Here is a 20,168-nt window from a genome sequence, read left to right as displayed (position 1 = left end):
GCACGGGACAAGCCGTTTACTTTTCTTTCCGATAATGCTATACTGATTAACGTTGCTGGAAAAACAGCATCATAACCATAGCTTGGTTGCGCGTTCTCACCGACGGTGACGAGGCTACTGGCGATTATAATGAAGGAGGTGAACAGGATGGCATTGACTCAAGAACGTAAACACCAATTGATCGACGAGCACAAAACTCATGAATCCGATACTGGATCCCCTGAGGTGCAAGTTGCTATCCTTACGGAGAACATCGTTAATTTGACTGACCACTTGCGTACGCACAAGAAGGATCATCATTCCCGTCGCGGATTGCTGAAGATGGTTGGACAACGTCGTAAACTGCTGGCGTATTTGAAGAACAAAGACATCAGACGTTACAGCGCCCTGATCGAAAAACTGGGATTGCGTCGTTAATTTTCCATAAGATTACCCTTAAAGCAGCCTGGTTGTATACCGTATGTCCTTCTCGGAGCGACAGCGGGACAGCCGGGTTGCTTTTTGAAAATTTAGGGAAAACTTTTACAATTAGGCAAGCTTAACTTATTCGCAAAAACGGCTATTTTACCTCTTATGGAGGACAAGCCGTTTTTGCTTGTATAAAACATAGAGAACCGGCCCTTGACCCCAAAGTGATCAAGACATCCGTTTCAACAATGACAATTCACTGAACCTGCGATAATGTACAGCGGGTCTACTACCATTCAAGGAGGGATTTTATGGAACAACGTGTAGAAATGCAGCTTGGCGGAAGACGCCTTGTGCTGGAAACAGGCCGTCTGGCCAAACAAGCGAACGCAGCCGTAATGGTTCGTTACGGAGATACTGCTGTATTGTGTACGGTTACAGCGTCTAACGAACCTAAAGATCTGGATTTTTTCCCGCTTACGGTTAACTATGAAGAAAGATTATACGCAGTGGGTAAAATTCCGGGCGGATTTATTAAACGCGAAGGCAGACCGAGTGAGAAGGCTATTTTGTCCAGCCGTCTGACTGACCGTCCGATTCGTCCGCTGTTTCCGGAAGGATTCCGCAATGACGTGCAAGTATTGAATATGGTTATGAGCGTGGATCAGGATTGTGCGCCGGATATTGCTGCTATGATCGGTACTTCCGCAGCACTCAGTATTTCCGATGTTCCTTTCAATGGTCCTATCGGCGGTGTGGCTGTCGGCCGCATTGACGGTCAATTCATCATTAATCCTGACGTTGCACAGCAGGCTGCAAGTGACATCTACGTGGTGGTAGCAGGAACTAAAGACGCCATCATGATGGTGGAAGCGGAAGCCAACGAAGTGCCGGAAGATGTAATGCTGGAAGCCATCATGTTCGGTCATGATGAAGTCCGTAAGATCGTAGCAACAATTGAGCAGCTGGTAGCAGTTGCCGGCAAAGAGAAGATGGCTGTGAAGCTGCATGCGGTTAACGCTGATGTCAACACAGAGGTTCGCGCTTATGCTGAAAGCCGTCTGGTAGATGCCGTGAAAATTGCCGAGAAGCATGCCCGTCAGGATGCCATCGACTTGGTCAACAATGAAACGGTGGAGTATTTCGTTGAGAAATACATAGAGACACCTGAACTTCTTAAAGATGTGAAGGAAGTCCTGCACGATATCGTGAAGGATGAAGTCAGACGTTTGATTACACATGATAAGATTCGCCCGGATGGCCGTAAGCTGGATGAAATCCGTCCGATTGAATGTGATACTTCCCTGCTTCCGCGTACGCACGGTTCCGGACTGTTCACCCGTGGACAAACACAAATCCTTAGCGTATGTACACTGGGTGCACTGGGTGATGTACAGATTCTTGACGGTATTGATCCGGCAGAAACCAAACGGTTTATGCATCACTACAATTTCCCTCCGTTCAGCGTAGGGGAGGCACGTCCGCTTAGAGCACCGGGACGCCGCGAGATTGGCCACGGAGCCCTTGGAGAACGCGCGTTGTCCAAAGTCATTCCTAGTGAAACCGAATTCCCGTACACCATCCGTTTGGTATCTGAAGCGATTGAATCCAACGGATCTACTTCCCAGGCAAGTATCTGCGCAAGCATTCTGGCAATGATGGATGCGGGTGTGCCGATCAAAGCCCCTGTAGCGGGAGTAGCGATGGGTCTGATCAAGGACGGAGAGCATGTGTCAATCCTGACAGATATTCAAGGTATGGAAGATCATCTTGGCGATATGGACTTCAAGGTAGCAGGTACGGCTGAAGGTGTAACGGCGATTCAGATGGATATCAAAATCGACGGCATCGACCGTAAAATCCTGCAGGATGCTTTGCAGCAGGCTAAAGAAGGACGTATGTTCATCTTGGGCAAAATGATGGAAGCTATCTCCGAGCCTAGACCAAGCTTGTCGAAATACGCTCCTAAGATCATTATCATCAATATCAATCCGGACAAGATCCGTGATGTTATCGGTGCAGGTGGTAAGATTATCAATAAAATCATTGAAGAAACCGGCGTGAAGATCGACATCGAACAGGATGGCCGTGTCTTTATCGGATCTTCGGATGAAGAAATGATTCAGAAAGCCCGCGGCATTATCGAAGGCATTGTGCGTGAAGTGCAGGTCGGCGAAATTTATGTGGGTACCGTTAGACGCATCGAGAAGTTCGGCGCATTTGTTGAACTGATTCCGGGTAAAGACGGATTGGTGCATATTTCCCAGCTCTCCACTGAGCGCGTAGCTAAGGTAGAAGATGTTGTTGCCATCGGCGACACTATCACTGTAAAAGTTACCGAAATTGACCAGCAGGGCCGTGTGAATCTGTCGCGCAAAGCGGTATTGACTTCGGAAAGCGGAGCAAAGGCGTAAGCCGGCCTCTCCCTTTTGGAAACAGTGTCAATTGTATAATTGAGAAGAGACAGAAGCTTATGCATTCTGGCTCTTTTTTAAAAATATAAGAATTTATAGGCTTCACACTATAAATTATCCTTATATTTCTCGGGCCCCACTTTGTGGGGTTATTTTAATTTGCGTAAGGCGCAGGTTGTATGCATATTCTTCTCCAACCATACATAGGCTGGGACAAAGCGTCCTTGCACCCTGTGCGGGGACGAGCGTGAGACGTTTCTGCCGGGGAGGAAAGACGTCATGAAGACGGAAAAAGCTGCGCTTGTGCTTGCCTGTATTGCTGTAGTAATCGGCCTTGGCAGTACATTTGGACCGGTGAAGGAAATGCTGGCCGAGCTTAAGCCGCAGGATGGACTGGCTGTGTGGAGTAATATTCCGAAAGAGCGTGATCAGGAGCTGCGTTCTTTGATTGAGAGCAAAGCGGCCAAGCTGAATGCCGCACCGGTGGATGCTGTTGTAGACCGGGTGTGGAAGGCAATTCCGGGTTATAATGGCCTTGAAGTGGATGTAGAGGCCACGTACCGCAGTACACTGCTGCAGGGGCCGGGAGAGGGTCTGAAATGGGTGTACCGGCAAATCCCGCCAAAGGTGTCGCTGAATGATCTGGGTGCTCACCCGATTTACCGGGGGAATCCGGCTAAGCCGATGGTCTCGCTGATGATCAATGTAGCATGGGGCAATCAATTCATTGTACCGATGCTTAACATTTTGGATGAGGAAAAGGTAAAGGTGACCTTTTTTCTGGATGGAAGCTGGCTTAGCCATAACCGGGAGCTTGCGGCCGAGATGCTGAAACGCGGGCATGAGATGGAGAATCATGCGTATACCCATCCCAATATGAGCACTTTAAGCCGGGCCCGGGCGACCGCCGAGATTGAGAAAACAAAGAGTCTGCTGAAAGAGAGTCTTGGAGTAACCAATACCTGGTTTGCGCCTCCGTCCGGTGATTTTGATCAGGAAACAGTGGATATCGCCGCCTCATTGGGGCTGAAAACGGTGCTGTGGACACTGGATACCGTCGATTGGCGTAACCCTTCTCCAGAATCCGTTGTCGTTAAAATCAGCAGCCAGTCCGAGCCGGGCACATTGATATTGATGCATCCGACAGCTTCCTCCTCCAAAGCGCTGAGAGGCATGATCCGGGGGATTAAAGCTAAAGGTCTTCAGCTGGGTACGGTCAGTGAAACACTGTCAGCGGAGCGGCTGGCCCCTTCAGAAGTTGAGTGAGCGGTTAATTTCTGGTAGGATAAGAGTCGCGCGTAACAAATACAAAGATAGATACAGGGCTATGCCAGGAGGACGTAGAAGTGGAAAAAATAGTATTGTCGAACGGCCTGCGGGTGGTTACGGAGAAAATTCCTACCGGACGCTCCGTTTCCTTTGGAATCTGGGTCAAGAATGGCTCCCGCAATGAGAACCCGCTGAATAACGGGATTTCTCATTTTATCGAACACATGCTTTTTAAAGGCACCGACCGGTTCAGTGCCAAGGATATTGCCGAGCAGTTTGATGCGATTGGCGGCAACGTCAACGCATTTACCTCGAAGGAATATACATGTTATTATGCAAAAGTATTGGATGAGCATCTGCCGATCGCCGTGGATGTGCTGTCCGATATGTTTTTCCGCTCGCGGATTGATGCCGAAGAGCTGGCCAAGGAGAAAAATGTCATCCTGGAGGAAATCGCCATGTGCGAGGATACGCCGGATGATCTGGTACATGATCTGATGTGCGCTGCGGCGTACGGCGAGCATCCGCTGGCTTATTCCATTCTGGGCTTGAAGGAACGGCTGGCGGACATGACGGCCGATGATCTCCACGCGTATATGAAACAGCAGTATACCATTGAGAATACGGTAATCAGCGTAGCAGGCAATATCAATGACGGACTGGTTGAACTGTTGGAGGCCCATTTCGGATCATTCGATAATCATGGTGAATCCGCGCCTTTGACAGCTCCTGATTTCCATGGCGAACTGCTGTTTCACCGCAAAAAGACGGAGCAAAACCATATTTGCCTTTCCCTCCCGGGCGTAGAGGGCGGCGGGCCGCTGCAATATGCCATGGTGCTGCTGAATAATGCCATCGGCGGCGGGATGAGCTCCAGAATGTTCCAAGAGATTCGCGAAAAACGCGGTTTAGCCTATTCCGTATACTCCTATCACAGCTCCCAGGCAGACAGCGGCCTGTTTACCGTCTATGCCGGCACTGCGCCGAAGCAGACCAAAGAGGTGACGGAGCTGATCAAGGAAATGATGCATGATCTTGCCGTTAACGGTCTTAGCGAAGATGAACTGAGAAAAGGCAAAGAGCAGCTCAAGGGAAGCCTGATCCTCAGCCTGGAGAGCACCAGCAGCCGGATGAACCGGATTGGCAAAAATGAGCTGATGCTTGGAAGGCATGATACACTTGACGATATGATCACCAAAATCGGACTCGTCACTATGGATGATATCAATCGATTACTGGACCACATGTTTGCTGAGCCCCTCGCATTAGCGATGGTCGGCTCCTCTGATAAAGCTATTGCCAATGTTAGGAGAGATGATCTTGTCTTATTACGTTCAAATTAATAAACTGCCCGGCAACGAAGATGTGCTGCTGCCCCGCAAAATGTCAGAACAGGCTTCCGGCTATGATCTGTATGCGTCTGTGGACGGTGAGGTTGTGCTTGCTCCGGGCGAGCGGGCCCTGATCCCTACGGGAATTTCGCTGGCGATGCCGGACGGGCTGGAGGCGCAGATCCGTCCGCGCAGCGGCCTTGCTCTAAAGCACGGCATTACCTGTCTGAATACTCCGGGAACGATTGATGCCGATTACCGTGGTGAAATTAAAGTATTACTGATTAACCTGGGTCAGGAGCCTTTTGCCATCGCACGCAATGAGCGGATTGCCCAAATGGTGTTCCAGGCCGTGCCGTCCGTGAACATAGTGGAGGTGGACGAGCTGTCCGAGACACAACGCGGCGCCGGAGGCTTTGGCCATACGGGCAAATAGCAGACGGAATTTTTGTTTTACTCATACCTGGAGCTTGCGGATGTAGCCTGTAAAGGCCTTCTTCGCAGGCTTTTTTTGTTGAATTGACCTTGATTTGAGTCAATTCATTTATCAGTTTCCCCTGTATTTCTTCTCTGCTCTTCACCCATGGGCGGCCCCCGGCATAAGATGATTTATAGTCGATAGTGTATGTGGAAAGGAGCGTCATCCCTATGCTTACTGGCATCAGGATCGTGTTCCTGGGCGGGGACGCGAGACAGATTGAAGTGATTCGGAAATGTGTGGAAATGGATGCGACGGTAAGTGCTGCCGGATTCGATAAGTGGGAATCCCCTAGCCCGGGGGTGAACCTGGCAGAGCTGTCGGCAGAGCTCTTAGGCAATGCGGATGTGCTGGTACTGCCAACCGTTGGTTGTGATGATGAAGGGAATATTAATGCGCTGTTCTCCTCTCACCGTCTGCAGCTGCTGGATGAGCACATCGCTGCGATGCCGTCCCGATCCACGGTGTATACCGGTATGGCCAAAAGCTACTTGCGCAGCCTGTGCGCCAGACATTCGCTAAAGCTGGTGGAACTGCTAAACCGGGACGATGTGGCGATATACAACTCCATCCCTACAGCAGAAGGTGCGCTGGTTATGGCCATTCAGAATACCGATTTTACTATTCATGGTTCCACATCGATGGTACTCGGGATGGGAAGAACCGGGTTTACGATGGCGCGGGCGCTTCAAGGGCTCGGCTCCAGCGTAAAGGTGGGGGTAAGAAGACAGGAGCATTATGCGCGGGCGGAAGAGATGGGCTGGAAGCCTTTTATGACAGGTGAGCTGCTGCTTCATGTGCCGGATGTTGATCTAATCTTCAATACCATCCCAAGCATGATTATTACCGCGCAGGTGTTATCCCGCCTTCAGAGGCACTGCGTAATTATTGATTTGGCCTCCGCACCGGGCGGATGTGATTTCCGCTATGCGGAGAAGCGCGGGATTAAAGCGATGCTGGCTCCGGGATTGCCCGGGATCGTTGCCCCCAAGAGCGCCGGAATTATTATGGGTAGTGCGCTGGTACAGTCGATATCTGACGAGACTACAATCAGGGGGGACGATTAAATGGATTGGCATGGTAAAACAGTAGGTTATGCAATTACCGGTTCACATTGCACGTTTGCCGAAGTGATGCCGCAGATTCAGCGCTTTATGGACGACGGTGCAAATGTGGTGCCGATTGTTTCCGCATCGGTGCTGAACACGGATACCCGCTTCGGCACATCGGAAAATTGGTTAAAACAGTTGAAAGATATAACAGGGAATGATATCATTTCTACAATTGTTGAAGCGGAACCGCTGGGTCCTTCCAAGCTGCTGGACGTTCTGACGATCGCCCCTTGCACGGGGAATACGACGAGCAAATTGGCGAACGCCATGACAGACAGCCCTGTACTGATGGCAGCAAAGTCCCAGATGCGTAACGGTCGGCCGCTAGTGCTGGCCATCTCCACGAATGACGGCCTTGGCCTGAATGCGGCGAATATTGCAAAGCTTTTGGTAGCCAAACATATTTATTTTGTGCCGTTCGGCCAGGATAATCCTGTAGGCAAGCCCAACTCGCTTGTAGCACGTATGGATCTCATACCCGAGGCCTGCTACGCAGCTTTGCAGGGCAATCAGCTGCAGCCGATGATTATCGAACGGTTTCATTCAGCATAATTAGCATGTTTCGATACAGTAATCATGCTCGAACATAGGCTTCACTTTTGCCGCCCTCATTCTGAGGGCGGTTCAGCTCTTTTTTAGCTTTCAAAGGTTGGACCTGGCCGCGTCTATTGTCATTACTTGATTTGGGCAGGTCCCGTGTAATTAGAAAGGAGCGTCATCCTTATGTTTACTGGCATCAGGATCGTGTTCCTGGGCGGGGACGCAAGACAGCTGGAGGTTATTCGTAAATGCGTAGAGATGGAAGCGACGGTAAGCGCCGCCGGGTTTGATAAGTGGGAAACTCCAAGTCCGGAAGTGAACATGAGTCAGCTTTCGGCCGGACTGCTCAGCAGCGCGGATGTGTTGGTGCTGCCTACGGTGGGGTGTGACGAGGAAGGAAATATTAATGCCGTATTTTCCTCGGATCGCCTACAGTTGCTTGACGAACATATCGCGGCGTTGCCGCCGAATTGCACAGTGTATGCCGGTGTAGCCAAAAGTTATTTGCGCAACCTGTGCGCCAGACATTCGATTAAGCTCGTGGAACTGCTGAACCGGGACGATGTGGCGATTTACAACTCCATTCCAACAGCAGAGGGTGCACTGGTTATGGCCATCCAGAATACCGATTTTACAATTCACGGCTCCTCTTCGATGGTGCTCGGCATGGGCAGAACCGGATTTACAATGGCGAAGGTATTGCAGGGACTCGGTGCCAGTGTAAAGATAGGCGTAAGGAGGCAAGAGCATTACGCACGTGCGGAGGAGATGGGCTGGAAGCCATTTATGACCGGAGAACTGCTGCTGCATGTGCCGGAGGCTGATCTCATCTTTAATACCGTACCGGGCATGATTATAACCGCGCAGGTACTTTCACGTCTTCAGAAGCACTGTGTAATTATCGATCTGGCCTCCGCCCCGGGCGGATGCGATTTCCGCTATGCGGAGAAGCATGGAATCAAGGCGTTGCTGGCTCCAGGTCTGCCTGGAAGGTTTGCCCCAAAAAGCGCAGGGATGATTATGGCTAATGCGTTGGTGCAGTCGATATCTGACGAGACATTGCGCACAGCGGACAATAAATGAATTGGCTTATAAATGAGTAGGTTATATTATTATTCAGCATTTCAAAGTAAAGATCTTGCGTACATGAGCCGTTCCTTGGATAGAGACAGTTCTTCAGTGCATATAACGCATGCTTGCTTAGAGAAGTAATGGAGGAATTATAAATGGGTATTTTGGTGCAAAAGTTCGGCGGAACCTCATTGTCCACACCGGCAGCGAGGGAGCATGTCATCCGCCACGTCAAACGGGAGATGGCCAGCGGCTTTGATCTGGTTATTGTCGTCTCCGCTATGGGACGCAAAGGGGAGCCTTACGCAACCGATACGCTGCTTGACTGGGCAGTGCAGAACGGGAATTCCCTGCCGGACCGGGAGAAAGATCTTTTGATGTGCTGCGGAGAAATAATCTCCGCCACTACACTGTGTGGTCTGCTGGAGCAGGAGGGCATCCGCTCTACTGTGCTTACAGGCGCACAGGCTGGCTTCCTTACCGACAACAACTACGGCAACGCAAGAATTCTTGATGTGCAGACCGAACGCATTCTACGGGAATTGCGAGAGCATAAAGTAGTTATAGTAACCGGGTTTCAGGGTCAGACCGAAGCCGGTGATTTTACGACCCTTGGACGCGGAGGAAGCGATACCTCAGCAACTGCGCTTGGTGCAGCGCTCCGTGCGGATATGGTCGATATTTACACCGATGTGGACGGGATTCTTACAGCCGATCCGCGGATTGTCGAGGATGCGAAGCAACTGACCTATGTCAGCTATACAGAAATCTGCAACATGGCCTATCAAGGGGCTAAAGTTATACATCCCCGTGCGGTGGAAATTGCCATGCAGGCCCAGATTCCTGTACGTGTGCGTTCAACGTTCTCGGAAGCCGAAGGTACACTTGTCACTCATCCTGAAGGGTTCAGCGATGTTTCACATGGGGTAGTGGACCGTTATGTGACAGGGATTGCTTATGTCAGTAACATTACACAGATCTCCGTGGAATGTCCGGACGGCAACGGTACCGGAGTACAGCTGCAAATCTTCAAAAGCATGGCCGACAATGAAATCAGTGTGGACTTTATCAATGTAACGCCTTCGGAGGCGCTGTATACTGTGAACGATGACAAATCGGAGCAGGCTATCGCTGCGCTGCAAGAGTTGGGGCTTCGTCCCAAGAGCTTGTCCGGCTGTGCCAAGGTCTCGGTAATCGGCGGAGGCATTAACGGCGTTCCGGGGATTATGGCCCGCATTGTCGAGGCGTTAACCTTGCAGAACATTCAGATTTTACAGTCTGCCGATTCCAATACAACAATCTGGGTACTGGTGAAGAAGGAAGATATGGTACAGTCGCTGCGCGCACTGCATGCCAAGTTTGAATTGCACCGCTGACAAGGAGGAATTCAAAGTGGATTTCGGAAGATTAATAACCGCGATGGTAACCCCTTTTGACGGGGATGGAGAAATCAACTGGGAAGCAACTTCACGCCTTGTTGACTATTTGATTGAGGAACAGAAATCCGAAGCGCTGGTAGTCTGTGGTACCACTGGAGAATCACCCACACTAAGCGAAGAGGAGAAGCTCCGGCTTTTTTTCTACGTTCTGGAGAAAGCGGACGGACGCTGTAAAATCATTGCCGGAACGGGTAGCAACAGCACGAAGAATTCGATTCATCTTACGAAGGAAGCGGAGAAAATCGGAGTAGATGGTGTTCTTCTCGTCGTTCCTTATTATAATAAGCCGAACCAGGAGGGGCTATACCGGCACTTTTCGGCGATCGCTGCGGAAACAAGCTTGCCCTGTATTCTTTACAATGTTCCAAGCCGTACCAGCGTAAGCATGAGTGTGGCGACGACATTAAGACTTGCTGAAATTCCCAATATTGTGGCGACCAAGGAATGTGCCTCAGTCGATCAGATTACTCTGATCGCTTCAGCTTGTGCGGATGATTTCCACGTATATTCGGGGGATGATTCTGCGGGACTGGCAACACTTGCCGTCGGCGGTCACGGTATTATTAGCGTTGCCAGCCATGTGGTGGGAGTTGAGATGTCGGAAATGATCGAAGCCTTTATCTCCGGCAATGTGCACCGGGCCGGCGAGCTTCACCGCCAACTGTTCCCTGTGTTCAAAGGGTTGTTTGAGTGCCCGCAGCCGCTGCCGAACCCTTCGGCTGTTAAGTATGCATTGGAACTGCGGGGTATTCCTGTCGGATCCGTGCGTCTGCCACTGGTGGGACCGAGCGATGATGAAGCCGAGTTCATTAAAGCGCTGCTGAATTAGAAGGTCAAATCTCTTGAATAAGCATTGCAGCAAGAAGCCGGCTTCCCGCGTGGGGAACCGGCTTCTTGCTTTTTGTATTAAAACTGTAAGCTGACGGTTAATTCTCAAACAGTCGAAATGTTGTGAAATAAGCGCAAATGTTAAGGATTGCAACATAGTTTCTGCTTGTCTTTTCCTCAAATAATGCAGGTTCTTTAAGGAAAGAATAGGCTTACGAAGCCGATGACTTGTCTTTTGCCAAAAAAATCATGTATAATGTTCTTAAGTGACTGGGTGCGGCAAAAATTAAATATGCGGTAATCTTCCGTCAATGTAATTTTACATTGTGTGACAGGATAGGTCCTTGTATAAGTCTGTGCAATTGCTGCCAGATTTACGCGCGAGGGGCGCGGCGGTGAAGTTTGACGGTGTTTGTCCGCTTCAAGAAGGTGCTCACTGCCCGAATTCGGGGGTTTTTCGCTTTGCGTAATTATGCAGACTTACGGAATTTCTTGTTCATCGTGGAAACTATCGGCAATTTGAAGAATGTGTTCAGCGCCGCTGAAATAATGAAGCTCATTGTTTACAAATAAAAAGTATGACGTCCAACATCATAGGAGGGTTAGATTCATTTGTCCAAAAAAAACAACAACGATAAATTGCTGATATTCGCATTGGGCGGAGTCGGAGAAATCGGGAAAAACATGTATGTCGTTCAATACGGAAACGACATTGTAGTCGTGGATGCCGGTCTGAAGTTCCCGGAGGAAGATATGCTCGGTATTGATATTGTAATACCTGACATTTCGTACCTGACAGAAAACCGCGACAAGGTAAGAGGTATTGTGCTTACCCACGGACACGAGGATCACATCGGCGGATTGTCTTATGTGCTTAAGAACCTGAATGTTCCGGTTTATGGAACAAGACTTACCCTTGGACTTGTGGAGAACAAGCTTAAGGAAGCTAATCTGCTCGGAGAAACGAAACGGATTCTAATTAACGAAGATTCGGAAATTGAACTGGGAACTTCATTGAAAGCAACCTTCTTCAGAACCAATCACAGTATTCCTGACTCTGTCGGAGTATGCATCGAAACACCGGAAGGCAATGTTGTCCATACAGGTGACTTCAAATTTGACCACACCCCAGTCAATGGTCAATTTGCCAATCTCCACCGTATGGCTGAAATCGGCCAGAAAGGCGTACTGGCGCTTATGTCTGACAGCACGAACGCAGAGAAGCCAGGCTTCACGCCTTCGGAGAAGAATGTCGGCATCGTACTGGAAGATATCTTCCGCAAGGCTGAACAGCGTGTTGTTGTGGCAACCTTTGCTTCCAACGTGCACCGTATTCAGCAGGTGGTTAACGCCGCTGAATCCACTGGCCGCAAGATTACGGTTATTGGCCGCAGTATGGTGAATGTGGTATCCATCGCTTCCGAGCTGGGTTATCTGCATGTGCCGGACGGCATGCTGATTGAACCGGAGGAAATGAATAGAATGGCCGGCAACCGTGTAGTTGTGCTGTGCACAGGCAGCCAGGGCGAACCGATGTCAGCTCTTACACGCATGGCGCGCTCCAGCCACCGCAAAGTGGATATTCTTCCGGGCGACACCGTTATCATTGCGGCAACGCCGGTACCGGGTAACGAGAAATATGTAGGCCGTACGATTGATGAATTGTTCCGTCTTGGCGCTAACGTGATTTACAGCGGTTCCAATTCCGGCGTTCACGTCTCCGGTCACGGCAGCCAGGAAGAGCTGAAGCTGATGCTCAACCTGATGAAGCCTAAATACTTTATTCCTATCCATGGTGAATTCCGGATGCAGCGCAAACATGCGCTTCTGGCAGAATCAGTCGGAGTGGAACCAAGCAACATTTTCATTACCGAAATCGGTGAAATTGTTGAAATTCAGGGCGGATCAGCCCGCAAAGCCGGCAAGGTTACTGCAGGCAACGTGCTGATTGACGGTCTTGGCGTTGGCGATGTCGGCAATATTGTACTGCGAGACCGCAAGCTGCTGTCCCAGGATGGTATCCTTGTTGTCGTTGTGACACTGAGCAAGCAGAACGGAGCAATCGTATCCGGACCGGATATTATCTCCCGCGGCTTTGTCTACGTGCGCGAGTCCGAAGGACTTCTGGATGAAGCGAACCGGATTGTCTCCAGTACGCTGCAGCGCCTGATGAGCGAGAAGGTCAATGAATGGGCTTCGCTCAAAACAAGCGTCAAAGATTCACTCGGCCGTTTCCTCTATGAGCAAACACGCCGCAGACCGATGATCCTCCCGATCATTATGGAAGTGTAAGAAGCAACTAGCTTCTTATAATATAAATATGCAGGGCCAAAGGCCCCTTCTCCCCGGAAATATTGGACGGTTTCTTGGGGAGGAGGGGTCTTTGTGTTGTGCAGCATTATCCCCTGTGTCTATGCAAAATTTGAATGGCAGGTCCGGCTCCGATGCCGATGTGCCCAAATAATTTATTGGCAGGGACAACATTTAGGCCCTTCAATCGTTATATAGCCAAGGAGGTGCAAGATGGGCCCGAAACTGAAGGAGCAGCAGCTTCAATCCAAAATGGCAGAAATCCGCAAGTATTTAATCCGCTTGGGCGCTGGCACCGCCGATGCGGAAGATATCGTGCAGGACACTGTGTACAAGGCACTGCTGTATCTTGACGGGATTGACGAACATAAGATCAGCGCGTGGCTCTACAAGGTGGCAATTAACAGCTACTATGATTTATGCCGAAGGCAAACACGGTTCCAGTATTCCGAAGAAATCGATCTTGAGGCACCTGCAAATGAGCTGCCCGAATCAATGCTGCTGCAGCAGGAGCAAAAGGTGCTTATCGAAAAGGTTCTTGGAAAGCTGAATCCGGCGAACCGCCAGCTGATATTGCTGAAATATGAGATGGAATTCTCCTATAAACAAATCGCGGCGCTTCTAGGCATAACGGAAGGGACGGTAAAGGCTTCACTATACCGCGCCAGACAGCAGTTTCAACAAATTTACGGAGGTGAGGCTGAATGACTGCTCCATGGGAAGAACAAGAGGATCAGAATCTGGTATATACACTGAAACAAGCCAAACGCAAAAGCCTGTTCCGCAGCATTGTCATTTCGCTGCTTGTTAGTATTCTTACACTGGTAGCTATTTTCTTCGGTGCTGCACAGCTGGTGGAGCGGAGATCGGCTGAGTCCCGCTACAGCGAATGGATGTATATGAGGATCAGCAGTCCCAATGAATTTCCGTCCGGATTTAGAGACAACCGTGGATTTCTGTCGGGTGTCATGGAAGTGAATACGTACAAAATCATTGAAGGTGTACCTGTTCCGTGGAATGAGAAATGGTTCAATTACAACGAGTGGTGGTTTCCGTTTGCTACCGGTGCATATGGAGGTACAACCCATCTTAGTGGGACTGACCCGCAGATGAAAGTGGAGGGCTATAAATACAACAGGCAGTACAATCCCTACAACGGACAGAGGGAGATGGCTTATTATATTCCAGAAGTGAATTACGGTAAAATCCTGAATGACCTTTCCTTGCTTACGAAGATGGAGCCTGACGAACTGATGGAGATGGCTTTATCTTTCGATAAGCCTTATTCCTTTGATGAAGTGAAGAAGATGCTGCCTGAAGGAGTGAGACCTGTATGGTATTGGGTCGATACGTATGATGAAACCTCACGGTTCAATTTGGAACCCCATGAAGACGGGAACGGCGGGATGATAGACCCAGAGCCTATGGCATCTTCATCTGGTGTATACGGTTTTGGGATCGGGCCTAACCGGGATGAGGCGTCACCGGATGATTTTCTTGAGCACATCAAGAGCGGGCTTAAACTAAAGGACAATTACCACAGTGAATACAAGCGGATCCATCAATACCTAAAAAAAGACAAAAATGAACCTGAAGCCGGAGATGTCCGCATTCTGGGTGTCGTGGTCACCGGCTCCGCAGCCGGTCTGAAGAACCTGAATGGGCAGTCCTATATCCGCGGTGTTGTGCTGGGAGCCGTTGCGGATAACTATTAAGATAGGAGGAACCAAGCTATTTTTTGTAGAAGTTCATTGCATAAGGGAGTCCCCTGGAATGTCATACTATTGAAAGATAGTACGGCTGCAGCAGATTAGCGCTGTAAGCGGAAAGGGTGAACTGTGCATAATGGACTTTACAGCAGATACTGATACTGGCAAGAATGAAGAGATCCTTCCGGGAGAAATAAAGCCCGTAACGAGTGAACCCATCCCACCGGGTACTGTGGGGGTTCTGAAGGAGCTGGGGCAGACGGTAGTTCCAACGGGAGAACCCGATATTTTCTGTATAACGATTATTGGGCAGATTGAGGGGCATTTCGTACTGCCTCCGCACAACAAAACGACTAAATATGAACATATAATTCCGCAGCTGGTGGCTGCCGAACAGAACAAAAATATAAAAGGGCTGCTGATAATTCTGAATACGGTCGGCGGTGATGTGGAGGCAGGGCTGGCGATTGCAGAAATGATCGCGTCTTTGTCGAAACCGACGGTGACCGTAGTCATTGGCGGGGGCCACAGCATCGGAGTTCCGATTGCCGTGTCTTCCAGCTATTCCATTATTGCGGAGAGCGCAACTATGACGATTCATCCAATCCGCATGAACGGCCTTGTTATAGGTGTGCCCCAGACCTTTGAATACATGGAGCGCATGCAGGAGAGGATGGTCAGATTCGTCACTTCCCATTCACATATTTCAGAACAGCAATTTAAAGATTTAATGTTTAAGACAGGGGAGCTTAATCGTGATATCGGTACAGCTGTTGGCGGCTCTGATGCCGTCAAATATGGTCTGATGGATGAGGTAGGAGGTATCGGAGCAGCGCTGGCGCATCTGAATAGGCTGATTGCCAAGGATGATCTCCAAAGAACAGATGTGTTGCTGCCGGGGGGGCTGACTCAATGACCTTCTATACGGTGCTTCCGATGGAACAAGTTTTTGAAGGGGCGATCCACTTTTCACAGCCCTTGCGGGAGGTCAGCATTCAGGGAATGTTGATGCAGGTTGAACCGCTGGAGGGGGGACAAGCACGGATTGTAAGGCTGCTTCAATGCCCGCTGGACAAATATTTGGACCCGGCATTCGCTCCGGGAGCCGTCGTGTTTTACGATAGATGACAACTACCCCCGGAATCCTTAAGGGAAATGCGAACAGAGAACATAAAGATGCATTTTCTGACAAAACAGAACATAGGTACGCCACGCCATTATATGGTATAATGTTGTTCCGGGGGTGGCTGTTGTGGCTAAACGAAAAAAGAAGAAGAAAAAAGCGCTGCTCGGCAGTGTTCTAAAATATGAAATTTACGGCATTATGCTGATAACGATTTCCGTCATTGCATTGTCCGGCGAGGCTGCGGTTGGACGTTCTCTTTCGAGTATGGCAGGTTATTTATTAGGCCGTTTTTATTTTGTGCTGCCGTTGGCCGGTATTTTTTACGGGCTGATGGTGATGATTCACAGAAGATGGCCTTCGAGTTGGAACAGCCGCCATTCCGGCGTGCTGCTGCTTGTGCTGTCCTTGTGTCTGATGAGTTCGATCTCAGCGATGGAGCAGAAGCTCGGTCCATTGTCGATGCTGCATCCTGGCAATGTTATGGCGCAAATACATACTGATCTTTCCGGTGCACTTTCGCCCGGTTCCAGCAACAGCAGCGTATATATGCTTGGCAAAGATATTAGCGGAGGCTATATCGGGGCGCTGGAGTTCGCAGCCCTGTTGTGGCTTTTCGGCACGCTTGGTGCCAAGCTGCTAATGATTGTAATGATGGCCATCAGCTTCATGCTGGTCACGAATCTGTCATATGTAGAGCTGTTCTCGCTGCTGCGGGTCCGTGCTGGGAAGCTGCTGGAAGGGATTCGCCTGAAAGCGGCCAACCGTCCAGCTGCAGTTCCCGTTGCGGCCCGTTCCTCCAGAACAGGCAGAACACCAGCACCACATCCTGTTCAAGAGCTTGAGGAGGATGAAGAGGAGGAGGACGAGCAGGCTTTGCCAAGACGAAGTCAACCGCTGTTTTTCCGGCGGATTGGGGGTTGGCTGAGCGGGACTTCACGGACAGAAGGGCAAGGCGAAGAAGACCGGGAGGAAGATCTCACAGCAGATTTGCTTAACGGTCCGCCCAATAGCCCGATTATTAGCGGACTCGATGCCGGGAGAGGGCGTGCTTCCCTCGATAATCTGGAGGATGATTTCGCTGGAGAAGAGCTGGAGCCCGTTACACCGATTATCCGCGATTTCTTCGAGCATATCCGTTCAGAAGGACTGAATGAAGAAGACCGTGAGGACTGGAGCGAATTCTCTCCTGCGGCGCGAAGCGGGAACGGCTTGAGAGGTTCTGTGTTAGACGGAGTTCCGGCAGATACCCAAGCTACTGATGGGGATGCGCCGGAAGATCCTGTGGTTGTGGAGCTGGACGGGCTGCTGGCTGCTGGCGAAGACGGAGTCCCTGTGCCTGCTGCCCCGCTTCCTCCGCCGCCCAAACCGTATAAGCTACCTTCCTTCCGGCTTCTGGCCAAGCCTAACAATGGAGCCAAGGCGGGAGACCAGAACGATTACATGCAGACTGCCCGCAAGCTGGAAGCTACACTAGAGAGCTTTGGTGTCCGGGCGAAGGTACTTGAGGTGGTAAGAGGCCCGGCCGTTACCCGTTACGAAATTCAGCCGGATATCGGTGTGAAGGTAAGCCGGATCGTCAATCTTACGGATGATATCGCGCTTGCGCTTGCAGCGAAGGATATCCGTATGGAGGCGCCAATACCGGGCAAATCAGCAATCGGGATTGAGGTGCCTAACTCTGAGGTATCCGTCGTAACCATGCGGGAGGTTATGGAAACACAGGTGTTCCAAGATGCCGAGTCCCGGTTGTCGATCGCGTTCGGACGTGATATCTCCGGCCAGACGATTGTCGGCAATTTAGCCAAGATGCCCCATCTGCTCGTAGCCGGTGCTACCGGATCGGGTAAATCTGTCTGTATCAACGGTATCATCACAAGTATCCTTTACAAAGCGAAACCAAATGAGGTCAAATTTCTGATGGTTGACCCGAAGATGGTTGAATTGAATGTATATAACGGGATTCCCCATTTACTTGCCCCGGTAGTTACGGATCCTAAACGGGCAAGTCTGGCGCTGAAAAAGATTGTCGTGGAAATGGAAAAGAGATATGAGCTCTTCTCCAAATCGGGCACACGCAATGTGGAAGGCTACAATACACTGATGAAGGATAATCCTGCTGCAGTTCTGCCTTATATTGTTGTTATTGTGGACGAGCTTGCCGACCTAATGATGGTTGCAGCGAATGATGTTGAGGATGCCATTTGCCGGCTGGCGCAGATGGCCCGGGCGGCAGGCATTCATTTGATTATTGCCACCCAGCGTCCATCGGTGGATGTTATTACTGGACTTATTAAGGCAAATATTCCCTCCCGTATCGCATTCGGTGTGTCGTCAAATGTGGATTCCCGGACGATCCTGGACATGCCGGGGGCCGAGAAGCTGCTTGGACGCGGAGATATGCTCTTCCTGCCGATGGGCGCATCTAAGCCAATCCGTGTGCAGGGGGCATTCATGAGCGATCAGGAAGTCGAGACCATCGTGCAGTATGTCAGCAGCCAAGGGGAAGCCAATTATGACGAGACCCTGGTGCCTGAAGTAGATGACATGGTCACAGAGGACCAGGAGCCGCAGGACGAGCTCTATGAGCAGGCGGTACAAATTGTACTGGAAGCGAAGCAGGCCTCTGTATCGCTGCTCCAGCGGCGGATGCGCGTAGGTTATACCCGTGCTGCGCGGCTGATAGATGCCATGGAAGCCAGAGCGGTTATCGGGCCGTACGAAGGCAGCAAGCCGCGGGAAGTACTTATGTCACTGGAGCAATATCAACAGAACAGAATAAGCTCATAATATAGCCAAAAGAGCTGTCCCCTTACCCGGGATCAGCTCTTTTTTGCATGTGATATTTAGTTTGCTTTTGGCGCTGCAAGGAGACGTTCAACGATGTATTCGAGCTGAGCATTAAGCGAAAAGATGTCGCTGTAGTACGCCAGTCCAAAGTCTATTTCCATTAAGCGGCCCGCTTTTACCGCGGTAATGCTGTTCCACAGCGGATCTTCGGTCAGATCAGCCATGCCGTCATAGGATGATCCAGAAGGAACTCTGCCGGATATCTATAATTTCTATAATTTTTATAAGTGCTTTATTCCGCAGCAAAATATGATCTTGCAAATTCATGGCCGTATCTCAACTCCTGTCGGTTCATCTTTTGCCTTCTCCGGGTTGCAATGCATAGGATCACCTGTCAGTCGTCATAATAACTTTAGCCATCAATGTTGAACTTACAAGAGAAAGGTAGAGCGAACCCAATGAAAAAACATAAGCAATGGATTTTTGCCGGCTTAACCCTTGCACTGGCCACCTTGCCGCTTGCAGGTCTATTCTTTGAGGATCAGAGTGCGGTCTACGCCAGTCCGTATCATGCTTCGTCTGATCTGTCGGAAACTGCTGCTCCCGATGGTGAGGCGTTGCCTGCTTTTGGAACAACACCGCTTAAGGTCGGCTCTTCCGGACAAGATGTTTACGAACTGCAGGGAAGATTGAAGCATCTGGGGTATTTCTCGGGCAAAATAGACAGCCAATTTGGATCTAAAACGAAAAATGCGGTAACCTGGTTCCAGTGGAAATTCGGCATAAAATCTGACGGTATCGTCGGTGCCAAAACAAAGTTGAAACTGTACAATGCCACCAAGGCTTGGAAGCCGACAGAGCCTTCAACCAGCACAGCAAATAAAAATACCGGAAACAAAAGTAAAACTGCCGATTCCGGCAAGTCGAATACAGCGGAACTGTCCTCAGGGAATACAATGGGCCTGACCGAAAATGATTTGAAAATCATGGCCAATGCCGTTTATGGGGAGTCGCGGGGTGAGCCGTTTGAAGGACAGGTTGCCGTTGCTGCGGTTATTCTGAACCGTGTGAAATCCCCAAGCTTTCCGAATACACCTTCCGGCGTTATTTTTCAGCCAGGGGCGTTTACGGCCGTAGCTGACGGGCAGATCTACCTAGAACCCAATGAGCAGGCACGCAAAGCTGTTCAGCAGGCGCTTAATGGCTGGGATCCTTCAGGCGGCTGCCTTTATTATTTTAATCCGAAGACGGCTACTTCCAAATGGATTTGGACCCGTCCGCAGGTGAAAACAATCGGGGAGCATATTTTCTGCATGTAGCAGCAGACCTGTACTTGCCGCAATTTA

At 50.1% G+C, this 20,168-nt stretch carries 18 protein-coding genes; 17 read left to right on the top strand and 1 reads right to left on the bottom strand.

The window, feature by feature from the left end:
• Positions 1-147 precede the first annotated feature (147 nt).
• The 16 genes from rpsO to NST07_RS19795 all read left to right on the top strand — a co-directional run bounded on the left by rpsO (position 148) and on the right by NST07_RS19795 (position 18,822).
• Positions 148-417, top strand: a complete 270-nt coding sequence (rpsO, locus tag NST07_RS19870) for a 30S ribosomal protein S15 (RefSeq protein ID WP_019910460.1) — start codon at positions 148-150, stop codon at positions 415-417.
• A 302-nt stretch (positions 418-719) separates the two neighbouring features.
• Positions 720-2,822 (top strand): polyribonucleotide nucleotidyltransferase, encoded by a 2,103-nt coding sequence (gene pnp, locus NST07_RS19865; protein ID WP_341093959.1) that lies wholly within the window; start codon positions 720-722, stop codon positions 2,820-2,822.
• Positions 2,823-3,101: 279 nt separating this feature from the next.
• Positions 3,102-4,088 carry a polysaccharide deacetylase family protein gene (locus NST07_RS19860; protein ID WP_341378933.1) on the top strand — a complete coding sequence of 329 codons (987 nt, stop codon included), beginning with the start codon at positions 3,102-3,104 and terminating at the stop codon, positions 4,086-4,088.
• An 80-nt stretch (positions 4,089-4,168) separates the two neighbouring features.
• Positions 4,169-5,434, top strand: a complete 1,266-nt coding sequence (locus tag NST07_RS19855) for a pitrilysin family protein (protein WP_342479991.1) — start codon at positions 4,169-4,171, stop codon at positions 5,432-5,434.
• Positions 5,412-5,858, top strand: coding sequence for a dUTP diphosphatase (gene dut / locus NST07_RS19850; RefSeq protein WP_342479990.1), 447 nt, complete (start codon positions 5,412-5,414; stop codon positions 5,856-5,858). The genes NST07_RS19855 and dut overlap by 23 nt, the downstream gene beginning before the upstream one ends.
• Positions 5,859-6,070: 212 nt before the next feature.
• A complete protein-coding gene (dpsA, locus tag NST07_RS19845; RefSeq protein ID WP_341093956.1) occupies positions 6,071-6,967 on the top strand; it encodes a dipicolinate synthase subunit DpsA in 897 nt (298 codons plus the stop codon).
• Positions 6,968-7,564, top strand: a complete 597-nt coding sequence (locus NST07_RS19840) for a dipicolinate synthase subunit B (protein ID WP_038593383.1) — start codon at positions 6,968-6,970, stop codon at positions 7,562-7,564. It abuts the gene before it with no gap.
• A gap of 171 nt (positions 7,565-7,735) precedes the next feature.
• A complete protein-coding gene (gene dpsA, locus NST07_RS19835) occupies positions 7,736-8,635 on the top strand; it encodes a dipicolinate synthase subunit DpsA (RefSeq protein WP_341093955.1) in 900 nt (299 codons plus the stop codon).
• Between the two features lie 143 nt (positions 8,636-8,778).
• Complete coding sequence (gene dapG / locus NST07_RS19830) at positions 8,779-9,999, top strand: aspartate kinase (RefSeq protein WP_341093954.1); 1,221 nt, start codon at positions 8,779-8,781, stop codon at positions 9,997-9,999.
• Between the two features lie 16 nt (positions 10,000-10,015).
• On the top strand, positions 10,016-10,891 hold the full coding sequence (dapA, locus tag NST07_RS19825) for a 4-hydroxy-tetrahydrodipicolinate synthase (RefSeq protein ID WP_342479989.1): 876 nt from the start codon (positions 10,016-10,018) through the stop codon (positions 10,889-10,891).
• A 611-nt stretch (positions 10,892-11,502) separates the two neighbouring features.
• On the top strand, positions 11,503-13,182 hold the full coding sequence (locus NST07_RS19820; protein WP_038593375.1) for a ribonuclease J: 1,680 nt from the start codon (positions 11,503-11,505) through the stop codon (positions 13,180-13,182).
• 231 nt (positions 13,183-13,413) lie between these two features.
• Complete coding sequence (locus NST07_RS19815) at positions 13,414-13,908, top strand: sigma-70 family RNA polymerase sigma factor (RefSeq protein ID WP_038593373.1); 495 nt, start codon at positions 13,414-13,416, stop codon at positions 13,906-13,908.
• On the top strand, positions 13,905-14,915 hold the full coding sequence (locus NST07_RS19810) for an anti-sigma factor (protein ID WP_341093951.1): 1,011 nt from the start codon (positions 13,905-13,907) through the stop codon (positions 14,913-14,915). The genes NST07_RS19815 and NST07_RS19810 overlap by 4 nt, the downstream gene beginning before the upstream one ends.
• Positions 14,916-15,045: 130 nt before the next feature.
• Positions 15,046-15,825 carry an ATP-dependent Clp protease proteolytic subunit gene (locus NST07_RS19805; protein ID WP_341093950.1) on the top strand — a complete coding sequence of 260 codons (780 nt, stop codon included), beginning with the start codon at positions 15,046-15,048 and terminating at the stop codon, positions 15,823-15,825.
• Complete coding sequence (locus tag NST07_RS19800; RefSeq protein ID WP_341093949.1) at positions 15,822-16,037, top strand: YlzJ-like family protein; 216 nt, start codon at positions 15,822-15,824, stop codon at positions 16,035-16,037. The genes NST07_RS19805 and NST07_RS19800 overlap by 4 nt, the downstream gene beginning before the upstream one ends.
• Before the next feature lie 124 nt (positions 16,038-16,161).
• Positions 16,162-18,822 (top strand): DNA translocase FtsK, encoded by a 2,661-nt coding sequence (locus NST07_RS19795; RefSeq protein WP_341093947.1) that lies wholly within the window; start codon positions 16,162-16,164, stop codon positions 18,820-18,822.
• A gap of 56 nt (positions 18,823-18,878) precedes the next feature.
• Here NST07_RS19795 and NST07_RS19790 read toward each other — a convergent pair whose 3' ends face one another.
• Complete coding sequence (locus NST07_RS19790; protein ID WP_341093946.1) at positions 18,879-19,046, bottom strand: hypothetical protein; 168 nt, start codon at positions 19,044-19,046, stop codon at positions 18,879-18,881.
• Positions 19,047-19,280: 234 nt separating this feature from the next.
• Between NST07_RS19790 and sleB the strand changes: the two genes are divergently transcribed.
• Positions 19,281-20,141 carry a spore cortex-lytic enzyme gene (sleB, locus tag NST07_RS19785; RefSeq protein ID WP_341093945.1) on the top strand — a complete coding sequence of 287 codons (861 nt, stop codon included), beginning with the start codon at positions 19,281-19,283 and terminating at the stop codon, positions 20,139-20,141.
• Positions 20,142-20,168: the final 27 nt, after the last annotated feature.

The organism is Paenibacillus sp. FSL L8-0340 (genome assembly GCF_038593145.1).
In the GTDB taxonomy this organism is placed as follows: domain Bacteria; phylum Bacillota; class Bacilli; order Paenibacillales; family Paenibacillaceae; genus Paenibacillus_AQ.
Note: the sequence above shows the minus strand (reverse complement) of the source record. Positions and strands in the feature narration are given on the sequence as shown.

What these genes read in the sequence shown, in the direction of transcription:
- NST07_RS19810 (WP_341093951.1), top strand. Translation starts at nt 13,905, where the DNA reads ATGACTGCTCCATGGGAAGAACAAGAGGATCAGAATCTGGTATATACA.
- dpsA (WP_341093955.1), top strand. Translation starts at nt 7,736, where the DNA reads ATGTTTACTGGCATCAGGATCGTGTTCCTGGGCGGGGACGCAAGACAG.
- NST07_RS19815 (WP_038593373.1), top strand. Translation starts at nt 13,414, where the DNA reads ATGGGCCCGAAACTGAAGGAGCAGCAGCTTCAATCCAAAATGGCAGAA.
- dpsA (WP_341093956.1), top strand. Translation starts at nt 6,071, where the DNA reads ATGCTTACTGGCATCAGGATCGTGTTCCTGGGCGGGGACGCGAGACAG.
- NST07_RS19800 (WP_341093949.1), top strand. Translation starts at nt 15,822, where the DNA reads ATGACCTTCTATACGGTGCTTCCGATGGAACAAGTTTTTGAAGGGGCG.
- NST07_RS19860 (WP_341378933.1), top strand. Translation starts at nt 3,102, where the DNA reads ATGAAGACGGAAAAAGCTGCGCTTGTGCTTGCCTGTATTGCTGTAGTA.
- NST07_RS19790 (WP_341093946.1), bottom strand. Translation starts at nt 19,046, where the DNA reads ATGGCTGATCTGACCGAAGATCCGCTGTGGAACAGCATTACCGCGGTA.
- dapG (WP_341093954.1), top strand. Translation starts at nt 8,779, where the DNA reads ATGGGTATTTTGGTGCAAAAGTTCGGCGGAACCTCATTGTCCACACCG.
- NST07_RS19840 (WP_038593383.1), top strand. Translation starts at nt 6,968, where the DNA reads ATGGATTGGCATGGTAAAACAGTAGGTTATGCAATTACCGGTTCACAT.
- NST07_RS19805 (WP_341093950.1), top strand. Translation starts at nt 15,046, where the DNA reads ATGGACTTTACAGCAGATACTGATACTGGCAAGAATGAAGAGATCCTT.
- rpsO (WP_019910460.1), top strand. Translation starts at nt 148, where the DNA reads ATGGCATTGACTCAAGAACGTAAACACCAATTGATCGACGAGCACAAA.
- sleB (WP_341093945.1), top strand. Translation starts at nt 19,281, where the DNA reads ATGAAAAAACATAAGCAATGGATTTTTGCCGGCTTAACCCTTGCACTG.
- pnp (WP_341093959.1), top strand. Translation starts at nt 720, where the DNA reads ATGGAACAACGTGTAGAAATGCAGCTTGGCGGAAGACGCCTTGTGCTG.